The following is a 15,664-nucleotide window of genomic DNA, read 5'->3' on the forward strand; positions in this document are numbered from 1 at the left end:
TCCAGTAGGGGCGGGGTCGCCCCGCCCCTACAAAATTATTCGATCACATCCACGCCGCCCATCCACGGGCGCAGAACTTCAGGGATGCGGATCGAACCGTCGGCTTGCTGGTTGTTTTCCATCACGGCGATCATCGTGCGCGGCAGACCGAGACCCGATCCGTTCAATGTGTGGAGCAAACGCGCTTTGCCGCCATCGGCGGGACGATACTTTATATTCGCGCGTCGCGCCTGAAAGTCGCGCACATTCGAGACCGATGACACTTCCAGCCACTCATTGCATCCCGCCGCCCAGACTTCGATGTCGTACGTGATCGCCGAACCGAATCCCAGATCGCCTGTGCAGAGTTGTTTGACGCGATAGGTGAGTCCCAACGCGGCGCAAGTCGCTTCGGCGTCCTCACGCATTTTTTCAAGCAACGCATCCGACTTTTCGGGTTTGGCGTACATATACATTTCCACTTTATCGAATTGATGTCCGCGTTTGATACCGCGCACATCGCGTCCCGCGCTCATTTTCTCGCGGCGGAAACATGGCGTGTATCCCGTGTACAGCAACGGCAATTGCGCCTCATCGAGAATCTCATCCATGTGCATGCCCGTCAACGGAACTTCGGCGGTCGGCACAAAATACAAATCCTCTTCGTGGTCTTTGTATAAATTGTCGGCGAACTTCGGCAGTTGACCCGCGCCAAACACGGTTTCCGTTTTCACCATGAACGGCAAATATTTTTCGGTGTAGCCTTGCCGAATGTGCAAATCCAACATGAACGCGATCAACGCGCGTTGCAATCGCGCGCCCGCGCCGCTCAACACATAAAAGCGCGAACCCGTGATCTTCGTGCCGCGTTCAAAGTCAATGACGCCGAGCGCGGGACCCAAATCCCAGTGCGCTTTCGGCTCGAAATCAAATTCGGGGAGTTGACCAACTGTGCGGAGGACCACGTTTTCTTCTTCGGATGCGCCTATCGGCGTCCGTTCATCCGGGACGTTGGGCAGGGCGCTCGTTAGCCGCGTTAACTCCCCTTCGACCTCTGCCACCTCCTTGTCGAGCGCGGCGATTTTGTCGCCCACCTCGCGCATCGCAACAATTTTCTTTTCGCGTTCCGCCGCGTCTTTCATTTTGCCGATCTCTTTCGAGACGGTGTTGCGCTCAGCCTTTAACTGCTCCACTTCGGTGAGCAGGGCGCGGCGTTTTTCATCGAGTTGAAGAATCTCCTCGATGGACGATGAATCCATTTGGCGGTTCTTCAACGCCGCGCGGATAACGTCTGGTTTTTCGCGGATCAAATTCAGGTCTAACATGTTGCACCTCCGAGTGCAGAGAATAAAATACGCCCCCGTCCATGTGCAGGACGAAGGGGCGTTTCGTGGTGCCACCTGCTTTTACCTTCCCCCTCCGCCGTTGGCGCCTCCCCCAAATTCGAAGGGGAGTTTTTCTGCCATCCCAAATTCAAATTTCGAATTTGGGGAGGAGGGTGGGGGTCTTGGATCCGCGATAACGGGCGGAGACCGATTCTCTTACGATTGATCGTAGTAGCGACTTTAGTCGCTCTGATGACGACTGAAGTCGTCACTACAATAAATCCCTGCGAGAACAACGTGGTGAAGTGGATTTCGTCATCTGCCCGACCGTCTTGCACTGTTGGTCGAGTAGGCGAGTTCTTCGCCATATCGAGACCCGACGGCTCTCTGAACGGTTCGATGAGTACTTGTCTTCACGCTGTCTTGTTGGCACGATTATACGCGTCGAGATTGTGTTGTCAATGGCTTGGAAGAGAAATGCCGAAGCGTTGGTGAAGTTCGCGCGGGCGAATCAAATTTCCCGTCGAGGGCGAAGCGTGGATTGAATCCGCATGTCAAATTATGGTATATTCTGTTTAGGAGTATCGTCATGAATGAACGAATTCTGATCATCGAAGACGACCAGCAGATTCTCAAATTGCTTCAACGCGGACTCGCGTATGAAGGCTACACAGTGGACTCAGCGACCGATGGGCGGATGGGGCTGATCCTTGCGCGCGACCACACGCCCGATCTTGTGATCCTCGATTGGATGTTGCCCGGCATGGATGGGCTGGAAGTGTGCCATCGTTTGCGCACGGGCGGTTCGATCCCGATTTTGATGTTGACGGCGAAAGATACCGTGCAGGATCGCATTCAAGGCTTGGACGCGGGCGCGGATGATTACATGGTCAAGCCGTTCAATTTGGATGAACTCCTTGCGCGTGTGCGGGCATTGTTGCGCCGAACGCAGCCGGAGCGAATCCCTGTGCTGAAGTTCGCCGATCTTTCGCTCGATACCGGCACGCGCCAAGCCTCGCGCGGAAATCGTACGATCTCGTTGACGGCGAAAGAATACGAACTGCTTGAATTGTTCCTGCGCCACCCGAAACAAGTGTTGACGCGCGAAGTGATCTTCGATCGCGTGTGGGGTTATGACTTCGGCGGTGAGAGCAATGTGCTGGAAGTGTACATCCGTTACCTGCGACAGAAGTTGGAGAGTGATGGGGAAGTCCGTCTCATCCATACTGTGCGCGGGGTGGGGTATGTAATGCGGGAAAATCCGTGATGCAAATGGGCAAATAAGCAAGTGAGCAAATGAGCAAATGAGCAAGTAGGCAAATGAGCAAGTTTGCAGATCTTCAACCGTCAATCCAAAATCGTAAATCGTAAATCGAAATGTCTCTCCGCCTTCGCCTGACCTTGTTATATGCGATCGTTACAGGCGGGATTTTGCTTGTCTTTGGCGCAACGGTGATTTTTGTTTTTAAAGCCGTTCTGGTCGACCAGGTCGATCGTACGCTGGAGAACGCGGTAGATTTAATCGTCAGCGGAATCAACGTCGGCGACCTGGACGAGCTCGAAGGCAAACTCGAATCGGTTGAACTGCGTTCGGATGTCTACGTGCAGATGTGGGACCTTGGCGGCGCCGCGCAGACCGGCTTGCGTACATTGGAAGGATTCACTGACCAACGCCCGTTTTACCCCGCCGGTTTGCGCATCGAAACCCCGAGCTATCGGTATGTGCAGGCAGGGATGGTTCACTTGCGCGTGGTTAGTGTTCCGCTCGAACTGAATGAACGCCGTATAGGCACACTTCAACTTGCCGTGAGTCTGGATGTGGTCGATGCGGCGCGTATAGGGTTGGAAAAAATCCTCGGAGTGATCTGGATCGTTGCGGTTCTGATTTCGGCAAATGTCGCCTGGTTGACGCTTGGAGAAACCCTTCGCCCTTTGAAATCTATAACGCTGGCGGCAGAACAGATCAACCGCGCCGACGATCTCTCGCGCCGCATCCCGTATGATGGTCCCCCTGATGAAATCGGGGGGCTGGTGGATTCGTTCAATCAAACGCTCGAACGTATCGAGGTGTTGTTCACCTCGCAACAACGCCTGCTGGCAGATGTGAGTCACGAACTCCGCACGCCGCTTACGGTCATCAAAGGTAACGCGGATTTGATGCGCCGCATGAAAAGCCTCGACGAAGAATCGCTGACCAGCATAGACCAGGAAGCAGGTCGCCTCTCTCGCCTTGTGGGCGGTTTGCTTTTGCTGGCACAGGCTGAGTCGGGCAAGCTCGCGCTCGTCGAAAAGCCAGTCGAACTCGATTTGCTCGTCACCGAGGTCTTTCAAGAAATGAGTGTGCTGGCTGGCAACAAAGTCCGTTTGCATCTCAATGAGATTGATCAAGTCATCGTCAAAGGCGACCGCGACCGGCTGAAACAAGTCTTCATCAACCTTGTGGCGAACGCGATTCAATACACGCCAACCGGGGGCGAGGTCTTCATCAGCCTCGAAAAAATAAAAGATCAGGCGCGCATCATCTGCCGCGACACGGGCCCGGGCATTCCAGCGGAGGACTTACCTCACATCTTCGAGCGTTTCTATCGCGCCGAAAAATCGCGCACGCGCGGCAGGAGCACCGGCTTTGGGCTTGGGCTTTCCATCGCCAATTGGATCGTCGAACGTCACGGGGGCAGGATCGAAGTCAATTCAAAAGACGGGCAAGGCACGGCATTTGCAATTTGGTTGCCGGTGATGTAGTCGCTTGGTCTTCTGGTCTCTTCGTCGGCTAGTTGTCAATTCCTAATCTCTGCGCGGCTTGGCGGCATAACCCCGCTCCATAATTTTGATACCACTCATCGAGCGTTAAGCTGGATGAAAACCCGCTTCGCGCATCGGTGTAAATTGGTCCGCCATAGCGGACATATCTCTGCGTCTCGGCATGCCACGTCCACTCGCCGCGATGGATCACGCCGATGCCTCCATTGTAGCCAGCCAGCGCAAGGCGCGGATCGCCGTTGGCGGTTTGAAGCGAACGCGCGAGGTATTCGAGTCCGCGCAGGGCGTTGGTCTCGGTGTCGAATCCGTTTTCGCCGTAGTGGAAGTGGAACGGCATCACTTGGAAGAGTCCCATCGCGCCGGAACGCGAGAGCGCGTTTGGGTCGCCGCACGATTCGATCTGCATCACGGTGGCGACCAGATTGGGGTCAAGGGAAGAAGCGTTTGCCCAGCGGACGATGTTGTTGCCCCAGTATTGGACTTCCCGCGTGAAGATGGGGGAGAGTCCGCTTGAAGAGGTTGAAAAGGTCGACGCGATTGAAACAGGCTGAACGATGGGCGAAGCGGAGGTTTGAATCGGCATGTTCGACGCGAGCGCGGCAAGCAGGCACGCGATCAGAATCACCGCGAGAGGCGGCAAGGCATAAAAAGACAAACAGCCGCCGGCATCGTGATCTGCCGCGGCTGTTTGCCGGTCGTCGTATGGTTGTGAGCGAGCGCGGGGCATAGTGGGTTCCTTTAATTTTGAGTAGGGACCCGAGCTCGAAATGAGTTCGGATTATTCAGTTGTCATTGCCTCGCCTTGAGTGAGGTCGAGAGTTAAGCGTTGTAATTGCGGTCGTTGGAAGGCTCATTGACCGAGTGATACGTCGGCTCAGCCCGCATGAATGAAGTTTGTTGCGCGGGTTTCGGCGCGGGACGATAGGATTGATTTTGCGTGGTCTGCACCGGGCGGTTCAAACTGGACGCGGGGCGAAGAATCGGTTGTCCCTGATTCGCCGGGCGATAGGTTTGCTGTTGGGCGGGTCGCGCGTAGTTGTTTCGTTCCGAGGCTGAGCGCTCGGCGGTGGTGAACATGCGGTCTCCGGCGAGCGAGAATGAACCGATGATCAACACGCGGATGAGCAGGATCATCGCGGCGACGAAGATCGGCACAACTTTCGTCATGGTCTCGTTGCTGATGACCGCTCCGCCCGACGCGCTGGTGTGATTGACGATGGCAACCGACACGCCCCACCATGTGAGAATCGCGTTGAAGCCAGCCGCCAACAGCCACGCGCCGAAGAGGTAATACACTTCTTTCGGTTCGTCGGCTCCTTGTTCCGGCGTGAAGACGCGGGCGATGCCGGCAAAGTCGATGCCGCAGAATGCGATGGCGAGAATAGTCGCCCATTGCAAGCCGCCGAAGGAAAGGTCGCCCAGAATATCCCGTAGGGCGAAGCGTGTGGCGTTGAAGTTGGAAACCTCGAAAGCGAGCAGAGCCACGAGGATGATCATCCCCCAAGCCGCGCCGCGGTTGAAGCGCCGTCCGTGCGTGAGATCGCGGAACAAGGCGCGCAGTCCATCCCCTGAATTTCTTCGATACGTAGTCATCTCGACCTCCTTTGTCGAATGGGTGACAATTGGGTCGAGTTTAGAACACTTGTTCTAAATTGTCAAGGGCGAGACGATGCGGTGATTTTACGGGATGCGCGTAGAGCGCCGCGCTTTTTCGGCGCAATGGCGATCAAGGTCCGCAATGCTTTATTCACCGATTCTGCATCGGGGAAATATTCGCGCACATCAGGCTCAAGAAGGATTGCCCCTTCCTCCAGCTTGAAATTCTGGACGATGGTTGTTCCATCTTCTTTGTGAATGACAACGGAATGCCCCTGGCGGTACGCTTCCGCGTGCTTACCGCGGACTCCGCCGGTGAAATCATATTCCCCGCGCATCTCGCCGATTTTTTTTGATTTATTTGGTTTGTTCTTCATAGGTAATCGAAAGAGGGTCTCCAAAAACAGATTTCGCTTCCTCAAAACTGACCGTATGTTTCTTGATATTAATTTTGGCTTTCTCTTCATCCCATTCAAAGAACATCGCCATACTTCGTTTCCTCGACGATTACTTACCTGTAAAGATTATACCTCGCGCTTCGATCGGTAAAAATTCCTCTCGGTGATTGTATCGAGTAATTGCCGTCATCACGCCACTTTCCGCCGCTCGCTCGCGCGCCACGCGCGGGCGATGTGCGCCGCCAGCCTAGCGTTGTTCAACAGCAACGCCAAATTTGCTTTCATTGATTTCCCTTTCGTCAACTCATTGATGCGCTTAAGGAGAAACGGTGTAACTTCCTTCCCGTGGATGCCTTTTTCCTGCGCTTCTTTGGATGCCTTCTCGATCAACGGTTCCATCTCGGACTTGGAAATTGCCTCCGCCTTCGGAATCGGATTCGCCACCAGAACCGCGCTCGTCATACCCGCGTTCCAATGCGCCTTCGCAAACTCGATCACATCTTCCGGCGTGTCAACCTGCGCGCTAACGTCCAGCCCGCTTTCGCGCGAGTAGAACGCGGGGAAGTCATCCGTTCCGTAGCCAACGACCGGCACCCCGTTCGTTTCCAGATATTCCAATGTGGCAGGCAGATCAAGGATCGCTTTTGCTCCCGCGCAGACAACGATCATGGGGATGGTCGCCAACGCTTGCAGATCAGCTGAAATGTCGAAAGAGGATTCGCGGTGCACGCCTCCGATTCCGCCGGTGGCGAAGACTTTGATCCCCGCGTGTTTACATGCGAGCATCGTCCCGGCGACGGTTGTGCCTCCGCAAGCCTCTTCTGTGATCACCGTCGCAAAATCGCGCGGACCCACTTTGTAGGTGTCTTTCTCGTCGGCGAGTCTTTTCAGTTCAGCGCTACTCAAACCAATATGCAATTCGCCGTCCAAAAACGCGATTGTGGCTGGCGTGGCGCCTTCCTCCTGCACGGCGGTTTCCATATCTTGCGCGAGTTCCAAATTTTGCGGACTCGGCAAGCCGTGTGTGATCACCGTCGACTCGAGCGCGACGATGGGCAAACCCGCCCGGTGGGCTCGGCTTACGTTGGCTGAATATTTTTTTTCTTCCATGATGTTTGTCCTTTGATTGACTGAAAGTACGCGCCGTTCTGAAGGCTTGGGCAAAACCCCAACCTGATTCACGAAAACCTTCGGGGCGTTCCGCTTAAGGCGAGTTATTGATTGCTCATCCCAGCGGGAGAGGGTCGTCTCCCTGATTGCCATCATCGGGCGACGGGGGAGGGTCGTCTCCCTGATTGCCATCATCGGGCGGCGGGGGAGGGTCGTCTCCCTGATTGCCATCATCGGGCGGCGGGGGAGGATCGTCTCTAACGCGGAAAATAAAACGATTCAAGTGCTGTATCGCTTCGACAATCGAGTTGGGCGGCGTTTCGCCTTTGTTGATCCAGGTTTCGCTGGCTTGAATTAAAAACTTGCGATAATCTTTCAATACAATGAACATGACCGGGTTTGACGCGCGGGTTTTGCCCATCGCCTGCTCGCACGAAGCGATCGGGATCTCTTGGATCAACCCTGCTACTTTATCCGACGATGTTTCGCGGCTCAATCCTTCGAGCGATTTGGTTGAGTCTAGTCCGTTGGACTCGATGAATATTTTCCAAGCGTCGATGTGCTCTCTGATAACCTTTTCAACTTGCGACGCCCAGGTGCCGACGCCGATCCAGTGCAGTTTGACGCCGCGCCGTTTCGCAAGGGTGGCAAATTCATTTTCCAGTTCCGTGAATAATCGTGTGATCTTTGGTCGTGGAACGAACGTGGGCGCTTCGGGCAATGAGCCGGCCTCCGGCGGGGATTCTCCTCTTGGCGTTAAACCCCGCATAAGTTGCGAGATTGCCTCTTCGCGTTTTGTTGCCAGGTCCACTTCAGGGATGCCGAAATTCGCCAGATACTCGGTCAGGTTTCGTTGCGCCATGAATTTGCCTAACTCGCTATGAATCAGGCTGGTCATATTTTTCACCCAATCTGGCTCGAAAACGGACGGTCGGTCAACATCGTTCGTTACCTTGGAAGTGGCTTTATATACGAGGGTATTCACTGCCTCGTCTGTATATGAGTATGGCAGATCGGCTTTGTCTCTGCTGTCCTCCTCCGCGCGATCGACGCTAAAGGCAATTCGAACGTCCGTCGCCGAAATGGGAATTCCGTCTTTACTTCGGCTCGCCACCGATTTATATTTTTCGCCCATATCACGGAACTCGACAAAATGCTCGCGCAGGTTGAAAGCCTCCCTGAAACGTTCAAACCCTTCGATATTCGCCTGGCTCTTTTTCTCTTTGCCGGTCGGTCCGATCACGCGCGGCGTGCCGTCGGGGAGTTCGAACACGACAACCGTATCCAACTCCACCACCACCTTGCCCGGTCCCCCAATGAGAAAATTGGCTGATTTTATGCTCTCATCGGCGATTGCGCCGCCTTTGAATCGAATCGTCTCGTCACTGCCGCCCAGCGCAACTTCGCGGATATGCCGACGCGCAACCGAAACAACGTCCAGATTGAAAATATCTGCCAGGTAGATGGCGGCAATTTGAATAGATATAAAATACGGAGCAAGCAGGAGAGGAATCAAGCGGAGGTTGCGAGGATCGATGAGCACTTGAATTAAAAACAACAACAGATTTCCGAAAGGGTTTCCGATATAGGTTGCTCGATATGTGGAGTTGAGCGTATAAATTAATACATCCTGGAGGCGCGCCCACCATTCGATTAGGGAGTAATTGAAGAGACTGAGTGAAAACCCGCTGAAGAAGAATAAAAACACGAATGCCCAGAAACGCCGACTGGCGGCGCGGGACGAGAGCGCGAAGAACCGGTTCAGGAACGCATTGGCAAGCCGGGTCAATCCCTCGCGGAAGAGTCGATATTCGCTTCGCAAGGCGGATTCAGGCGCGTTTATTTCGTTCATCGCCCGTTGACCTCGATCCAACGCAGGATGTCTTCGAGATACAGTAACTCGGTTTCCATTTTTCGGCGTATGCCATCCGATCGAATGATCATGGAGCGCGTGCGTTTCAGCAGGGTTTTTAGCGTATTTTTCATATCAGGGGGAGGCGCCTGCATGATTCCCTCGCTGAGCCATTTTCCATAGTCCTGGATCGCCCGGTCTTGCGCGGCTGATTCGTGAAGTTCGCGCTTCCTGTTGATTCGTTTTTGCTCCCCTTTTGCGTATTTTAGCCAGTCAGCCTGCCATTTGCCGATGATGGTTTGATCCACAGCGTCGTTTAACCTAGGATTGCTGATGCTGACGCTGATCACTTTCAACCCGCGCTCCTGCAGTCGTTTAAATTCCCGACTCAACTCCGGGGGGTGACCTTCGATCCAAACGCCATGTTGATCGAAGAATTCTACAAATTCCTGCGTCAACCGCGCCTTGACCATTTCATTGATCGCCTGTAAGGCAGTTTTCTGGGTCGCTTTCTTTTCCTGCGAGGGCGGTTGGGGAGGAGTGACAGGCGGTTGTTTTTTCGGCGGAATTGACGGCTGTTTTTCCACCATGGATATCAGCTTTGCAATACCCCGGTTTGCCGCGCGCAAAATTCGCGCCAGCGCGATTTGGAATGATTCGCGTCGGCTTTTCATTTGAATCGCCCGTGTGAGCGGGTCAATTTCTTCTTCTGTGGGCATGATGGGCGCTTCATAAGGCGGCGGCATCTCGACGCGCGGTTCGAAGAACTGATTCAATGTGAACTTGGAGGCATACTCGCGCCATATATCCACTGCGAGCACGGCAGGCAGTTGATTCCACGCCACGCGGTACCGGGGCGATTCCGGGTTGTAATTTGGGTTAATACTCTCGCCCATGATCGCCTTGCGAATGGCTTCCTGATCCGCTTTTTCATTTTTCTTATCTTTTGGGGTCACGCCGGTGCGATACCCGAATCGCGAGCCGGGTTGTCCTTCCTCCGGAAAGCCTGTGTCGATGCGGAAGGTCACCGAAATATTTGGGACAATCTCGATCCCATCTCGCGTCAATGCGCTGACTTGCATGCGCCGGTCTTGGATCTGTTTATATTCCTCATCCGATTGCGCTTCTGATTTCTCGGCGAACGGTTTTTCCTGAGCGTTAGGTCCTACCGCATGATTTTGAATATGTAAATCTACTGTGCCGGCAATGGTTTCTTTTTTGCCGATGAAGTGAAAACCCGGTCCCAGCGTCCGTTGGATCTTTGTTGCGGTTCGAGTGACCGCCGCGCTGGCTGAATCGAGCCACAGAACTCCTTTGCCTTTCCGCTCTTCCTCCCCCGCTTCTTTTTCCTGTTTGCCATTTTTGATAAATATGGCTGGTCCTTTGCCCCCGACGAGACGGCTAAGCACGCGGGTGAAAATTCTCCAACGGTCGCCGGTTTTGGTTAGCGGTAGGACGAATTGCGAGAAGAACGCCATCCACATGAATAAAAGGATGGGAAATAAACAAAAAGCATCGATCAGGATTCGCACCTGGTTGAATTGAAATCCCCCCGCTCGAACGATCTCCCACAGATAGGCTATTACGAGGATAAACAACCATACAAAGATAAAAAACCACGGTCTTTTATAGATCGGAGTATCGCCCATAGGTTTGAATTTTATTCCAAAACCTCTCAAATCGCCACTGACTCGGTGCGGTAAAATGAGGGATATGTTACGTGTTGAATTTCACTGTCATACCAATGCCTCGAAGGATTCGCTGACGCGCCCGCGCGATTTGGTGGAGGCGTGCCGGCGCAAGGGGATCGATCGCGTCGTCGTCACCGATCACAACTCGATCGCGGGGGCGCGGGCGGCTCAGGCGCTGGACCCGGAACTGGTCATCGTGGGGGAGGAGATTTTCACCACCAAAGGAGAGATCCTTGCGGCGTTCGTGACCGAGGAGATTCCCGCCGGGTTGACTCCGCAAGAGACGATTCGACGGCTGAAGGAGCAGGGCGCGTTCATCAGCGTGTCGCATCCGTTTGATGAATTTCGCCCGGGCGGTTGGGCGGAGGAGGATTTGCTTGAAATTTTGCCGCACGTAGATGCGATCGAAGTGTATAACTCGCGGTGCAGAAATCCGCGCTTCAACCGCGAGGCGCGAGAGTTTGCCGCGAAGCACAACATCGCTGGCACGGTTGGCTCGGACGCGCACGCGGCGTTCGAGGTGGGGAGAAGCCTGCTGAGGCTGGAGCAGTTTGAAGGTCCGGAGGGGATGCGGAAGGTCATCCGCAATGCCCAGTTCGAGACGCGTTGGTCGCCTCCGTGGTTTCATCTTGCCTCGCGGTTTGCCGTCCTCCGAAAGGGGCTGAATCCGAGTCTTGACATGAAAAATCAGGCGTGATAATCTTGCGCTCGCGTGTCCGGCTCGCCGTGAAAGCGAAGGCGGCTGGGCATAAATTTTCTAAGCAGGAGATGTTGTACGATGTCAGAACGATTTGTTGGTACGGTCAAGTGGTTCAATGCCACCAAGGGCTACGGCTTTATCGGCCGTGACAATGGCGAGGATGTGTTTGTTCATTTCAGCGCCATTCAGTCCGATGGCTACCGCAAGTTGGAAGCCGAGCAGAAAGTGGAGTTCTCTGTGGAGGACGGTCCCAAAGGTCTGCAGGCCGCCAACGTGGTGCCTGTCTCGTAAGACGGTCGGCTTGCCGACGTAAGTTTTGCGAACCGAACAGGGTTGTCGTGAGACAGCCCTGTTTTTATTTAATCAGGACTTACGCAGTTGGCGGCAGTTCGATTTGCCAAGCAAATCGTGCCGCCGCCGCAGTGCAAATGCGGCGCAACAGTTCAACCGCAGAAATCCTATTTAACGCCAATAATGGATAACAGAATCATGTCATGCTGAGGGGCGATTTTTGCCCCGAAGCATCTCGGAAAGGCTCATTCGAGACCCTTCGGTCGCTGAAAACCGATCCCTCAGGGTGACATAACGGTAGTTTTGGTTTATCCATTATTCACGTTATTGATCACGACTTACGCAGTTCAAAATCTTTTGCCGCGAATTTCGAGAATTCACGCGAATTGTTTAAAAAATTAGCGATACTTCGTGTAATTCGCGGCTTGTTCTTAGGAGTTTGCGTAAGTCCTGTTTATGACTTAATGATGACATTCGTCGTTTGCTTCAGGCATATAATTTTGTCGTAAAAATATGGCGATTCTAAGTATCTTTCAGCAACGTGCGAGCAAACACACCGTTCTCGCGTCGGGGTATGTGGTTCCTGACCCTGCGCGTTGTGTACAGTGCGGAATTTGCACTTATAACTGCCCTGTCGGTATTGATGTGCGCGCTCACGCCTGGCGCGGCGAACCCGTGATCCACAACCACTGCCTGACGTGCGGCGAGTGCGTGATGCGTTGCCCGCGCGGGTCGCTCCGTTTCGAGAAGACGGATCTGTTCGCGAAGAGGAAGCCATGAAGTATGCGATTGTTGGGTCTGGCGTATCGGGTATCGCGGCAATTGAGGCGATCCGTTCTGTGGACCGTTCGGGTGAGGTTGTGATGATCGGCGACGACCCTCACGGGTTTTATTCGCGCCCCGGTCTTGCGTATTATTTGACCGGCGAACTTCACGACAAAGCTCTATATCCGCGTACGTCGGATGAATACCGCCAGATGAACTTTCGATATGTGAAAGGGCGTGTAAAGGGTGTTCTGCGCGAGGCGCGCGTTCTGGAGTTGGAGAATCAGACTTCCATTCCTTATGACCGGTTGTTGATCGCAACCGGGGCGCAGGCGTTACCTTTGGAGATGCCCGGCGCGAATCTTGAAGGCGTTTTTAAACTCGATCACATGGAAGACGCGAAGCGTATTTTGAAACACGCCCGCCGCGGCAGGATGGCTGTTGTGATCGGCGGAGGAATCACCGCTCTGGAGTTGGTGGAAGGATTGCTCGCGCGGGGTATGAATGTCCATTATTTATTGCGCGGCGATAGATATTGGAGCGGCGTGCTCGATGAACACGAATCAAAGATTGTCGAGGCGCGTCTTCAAGTGGAGGGGGTGACGCTGCATCACCACGCCGAAGTAATCGAGGTAATGGGAAAGAAGAATCGGGCGATCGGCGCGCGCTTGCTCGATGGCAGAACGTTGAAATGCGACATGGTCGCCTACGCGATCGGGATTCGTCCGCGTTTGGAGTTGGCGAGGCAGGCTGGGCTGGCGGTTGACCGGGGTATTCTCGTCAATGAGTTTATGCAGACCAACGACCCTTATATCTTTGCGGCGGGCGATGTGGCGCAAGTGTACGATCCGGTTGTTGGGCGGTCTGTATTGGATAGTTTGTGGGGACCCGCTCGTCAGCAAGGATACGCGGCAGGATTAAACATGGCGGGCAAGACAAGCGCGTATGTCAAAGCGTCTCCCTTCAATGTGACTCGTTTGGCGGGTCTGACGACAACGATCATCGGCGCGGTGGGAGGCGGTCATGACGAAGACCTGGTCGGCATTGCCCGCGGCGACAGCGAAACGTGGCGCAGTCTGCCGGATGCGCTGGTGGCTCAGAGCGGCTTTGACGTGAATCACTTGCGCTTGATGGTCGGCGAACAACGATTGCTCGGCGCGGTGGTAATGGGAGACCAGACACTTTCATACCCGCTCCAGAAAATCGTATCGGAAAGAATAGACATTTCCTCGATCCGTGAAAAATTGCTGGCGGCGGATGCGCGCATCGGGGATGTGGTCGTTGAGTTTTGGGCGGGTTTGAGGAATTAGAAAGTCTTTGGAGGATGTATGCTTCGCGGCAACAAAGAATTATGGCTGGCATTTCTGGCAATGATCCTGATTACTGGGGTTTATGCGTTGGTCGTCCTGTTAACGCGAGAAATTCCGCCCGCGGGTGATTTGTTCGGTCACGGCATCGGAATCGTCGGCTTCGTCTTGATGATGCTGACAGAGACGTTATACAGCCTCCGCAAGCGGAGCCGCAGTGTGAAGTGGGGGAGGATGTCTGCATGGCTTCAATTCCATATTTTTACCGGGATCGTGGGACCGTATATGGTTCTGCTCCATACCTCCTGGAAATTCAACGGCATCGCGGGCGCCACAACGTTGTTGACCATCATCATCGTCGTCAGCGGATTTATCGGACGTTATGTTTTCACCCGCATCCCGCGCACCATGGACGGGTTGGAGATCGAAGGCACGCTCTCACAGGAGGCTCTCAAGCAAGCGCGTCGTCTTTTGGCGCTCTGGCATACCGTTCATATCCCCATCGGCATCGCGTTGTTCATTTCGGCGTTCGTCCATATCGGCGCGGCGTTATATTACGCCACCCTGCTAAAGTAGCGGAGGAAATATGCAAACCAAACGTTTGGGTTGCCTATCAGGAAGCGGCATCATCGCCGCGCTCATCACCACGTTCCTCATTGTTGGATACGTCTACGCTCGCGGCGGTTTGCTGTACAGCCCCGGCGAGTTGAACGCGCAACGCGGGGAGATGTTGGGCGGCGTCACGTCTCACGCGGAGACCGGCGGGGATTGCCAGACCTGTCACACTGCGCCTTGGGAACGCGCCACCATGGCAGACCGTTGTCTGGATTGCCATAGCGATCTTTCGGGACAACTGCAAGATTTTACTTCGCTTCACGGACGGATGATGAAAGATGCCGCCGCCATCACGTGCCGCAATTGTCATCCCGAACATCGCGGCGCCGACGCGTCGTTGACCGTGATGGACGAAATCACTTTTCCGCATGAAGCGCTCGGCTACTCGTTGAAGGGTCACCAGTTCACCGCGGCGCGAAAAGCCTTCACTTGTTCCGATTGCCATGCCGACGATATTTCCCAATTCGATTTGCAGACGTGCGATACTTGTCATCGTCAAATTGATTCGGCTTTCACCGACACGCACGTAGCAAGTTGGGGCGGCGATTGCTTGGCGTGTCATGACGGCGTGGATACCTACGGAAGCGACTTCGATCATAATATTTTCGTATTCCCGCTCGACGGCAAGCACGCGGATATTGCCTGCGCCGACTGTCACGCGAACGCGCGGACGATTGCGGATTTACAAACCGCTTCGCAAGACTGCGCGGCTTGTCACCAAGCCGAGGACGTTCACGCCGGGCAATTTGGCGCAGACTGCGGCTCCTGTCACACGCCCTCCGATTGGAAGGATGCGACCTTCGATCATTCGCGCAGTGACTTCCCGCTGACGGGCGCGCATCAACAAGTGGAATGCGAGCAATGCCACGTCAACGACCAGTTTGCGGGAACGCCCAGCGCGTGCGTTGCCTGTCATGCCGATCCTGTTTTTCACTTGGGGCTATTTGGCACAGACTGCGCGGCTTGTCACACCACCACGGCGTGGACGCCCGCCACGTTCAATGAACCACACACCTTCCCGTTGAATCATGGCGATGGCGGCACAGTCTCATGCGCCACTTGTCACCCAAGCGCTTTTACAACCTATACCTGTTATGGTTGTCATGAACACAACGAACCCAAAATACGCTCGAAGCACATCGAGGAAGGCATCTCCGATTTCCAGAACTGCATGGAGTGCCACCCGACGGGACAAGAGCATGAGGGAGGCGAACGCAAGGAGGGGGATAATTGAGAAAACCGAATCAAGCCGAACCCCCCGTTGCTGACGCAGTT

16 protein-coding genes are annotated in these 15,664 nt (G+C 54.5%); 8 read left to right on the top strand and 8 right to left on the bottom strand.

Going from position 1 to position 15,664, the window contains the following annotated elements:
- Window positions 1-35: 35 nt before the first annotated feature.
- A complete protein-coding gene (gene serS / locus AC16KF_RS04375; RefSeq protein ID WP_484036081.1) occupies window positions 36-1,304 on the bottom strand; it encodes a serine--tRNA ligase in 1,269 nt (422 codons plus the stop codon).
- 589 nt (window positions 1,305-1,893) lie between these two features.
- Between serS and AC16KF_RS04380 the strand changes: the two genes are divergently transcribed.
- The gene (locus tag AC16KF_RS04380) at window positions 1,894-2,571 is read left to right on the top strand and encodes a response regulator transcription factor (RefSeq protein WP_484036082.1); all 678 of its coding nucleotides are present in this window, start codon (window positions 1,894-1,896) and stop codon (window positions 2,569-2,571) included.
- Window positions 2,572-2,681: 110 nt separating this feature from the next.
- Window positions 2,682-4,046 carry a sensor histidine kinase gene (locus tag AC16KF_RS04385; RefSeq protein WP_484036083.1) on the top strand — a complete coding sequence of 455 codons (1,365 nt, stop codon included), beginning with the start codon at window positions 2,682-2,684 and terminating at the stop codon, window positions 4,044-4,046.
- Window positions 4,047-4,074: 28 nt separating this feature from the next.
- On the opposite strand, the gene AC16KF_RS04390 is transcribed toward AC16KF_RS04385, so the two are convergent.
- The 7 genes from AC16KF_RS04390 to AC16KF_RS04420 all read right to left on the bottom strand — a co-directional run bounded on the left by AC16KF_RS04390 (window position 4,075) and on the right by AC16KF_RS04420 (window position 10,669).
- Window positions 4,075-4,791: a transglycosylase SLT domain-containing protein gene (locus AC16KF_RS04390; RefSeq protein ID WP_484036084.1), complete on the bottom strand. Its 717-nt coding sequence runs from the start codon at window positions 4,789-4,791 to the stop codon at window positions 4,075-4,077.
- A 92-nt stretch (window positions 4,792-4,883) separates the two neighbouring features.
- The gene (locus AC16KF_RS04395) at window positions 4,884-5,657 is read right to left on the bottom strand and encodes a hypothetical protein (RefSeq protein ID WP_484036085.1); all 774 of its coding nucleotides are present in this window, start codon (window positions 5,655-5,657) and stop codon (window positions 4,884-4,886) included.
- A 62-nt stretch (window positions 5,658-5,719) separates the two neighbouring features.
- Window positions 5,720-6,037 (bottom strand): hypothetical protein, encoded by a 318-nt coding sequence (locus tag AC16KF_RS04400; protein WP_484036086.1) that lies wholly within the window; start codon window positions 6,035-6,037, stop codon window positions 5,720-5,722.
- A complete protein-coding gene (locus tag AC16KF_RS04405; RefSeq protein WP_484036087.1) occupies window positions 6,018-6,149 on the bottom strand; it encodes a BrnT family toxin in 132 nt (43 codons plus the stop codon). The genes AC16KF_RS04400 and AC16KF_RS04405 overlap by 20 nt, the downstream gene beginning before the upstream one ends.
- Before the next feature lie 98 nt (window positions 6,150-6,247).
- On the bottom strand, window positions 6,248-7,168 hold the full coding sequence (locus tag AC16KF_RS04410) for a pseudouridine-5'-phosphate glycosidase (protein WP_484036088.1): 921 nt from the start codon (window positions 7,166-7,168) through the stop codon (window positions 6,248-6,250).
- Between the two features lie 115 nt (window positions 7,169-7,283).
- The gene (locus AC16KF_RS04415) at window positions 7,284-9,020 is read right to left on the bottom strand and encodes a hypothetical protein (RefSeq protein WP_484036089.1); all 1,737 of its coding nucleotides are present in this window, start codon (window positions 9,018-9,020) and stop codon (window positions 7,284-7,286) included.
- The gene (locus tag AC16KF_RS04420; protein WP_484036090.1) at window positions 9,017-10,669 is read right to left on the bottom strand and encodes a hypothetical protein; all 1,653 of its coding nucleotides are present in this window, start codon (window positions 10,667-10,669) and stop codon (window positions 9,017-9,019) included. The genes AC16KF_RS04415 and AC16KF_RS04420 overlap by 4 nt, the downstream gene beginning before the upstream one ends.
- Window positions 10,670-10,733: 64 nt before the next feature.
- On the opposite strand from AC16KF_RS04420, the gene AC16KF_RS04425 reads away from it, so the two are divergent.
- The 6 genes from AC16KF_RS04425 (at window position 10,734) to AC16KF_RS04450 (ending at window position 15,623) form a co-directional block, all read left to right on the top strand.
- A complete protein-coding gene (locus AC16KF_RS04425; RefSeq protein WP_484036091.1) occupies window positions 10,734-11,408 on the top strand; it encodes a PHP domain-containing protein in 675 nt (224 codons plus the stop codon).
- Between the two features lie 81 nt (window positions 11,409-11,489).
- The gene (locus AC16KF_RS04430; protein ID WP_484036092.1) at window positions 11,490-11,702 is read left to right on the top strand and encodes a cold-shock protein; all 213 of its coding nucleotides are present in this window, start codon (window positions 11,490-11,492) and stop codon (window positions 11,700-11,702) included.
- Window positions 11,703-12,215: 513 nt separating this feature from the next.
- Complete coding sequence (locus AC16KF_RS04435; RefSeq protein WP_484036093.1) at window positions 12,216-12,482, top strand: 4Fe-4S dicluster domain-containing protein; 267 nt, start codon at window positions 12,216-12,218, stop codon at window positions 12,480-12,482.
- Complete coding sequence (locus tag AC16KF_RS04440; protein WP_484036094.1) at window positions 12,479-13,777, top strand: NAD(P)/FAD-dependent oxidoreductase; 1,299 nt, start codon at window positions 12,479-12,481, stop codon at window positions 13,775-13,777. The genes AC16KF_RS04435 and AC16KF_RS04440 overlap by 4 nt, the downstream gene beginning before the upstream one ends.
- 18 nt (window positions 13,778-13,795) lie before the next feature.
- A complete protein-coding gene (locus tag AC16KF_RS04445; protein ID WP_484036095.1) occupies window positions 13,796-14,350 on the top strand; it encodes a hypothetical protein in 555 nt (184 codons plus the stop codon).
- A 10-nt stretch (window positions 14,351-14,360) separates the two neighbouring features.
- Complete coding sequence (locus AC16KF_RS04450; protein WP_484036096.1) at window positions 14,361-15,623, top strand: cytochrome c3 family protein; 1,263 nt, start codon at window positions 14,361-14,363, stop codon at window positions 15,621-15,623.
- The last annotated feature ends 41 nt before the right edge of the window (window positions 15,624-15,664 follow it).

It is taken from the genome of Candidatus Defluviilinea gracilis, assembly GCF_057138825.1.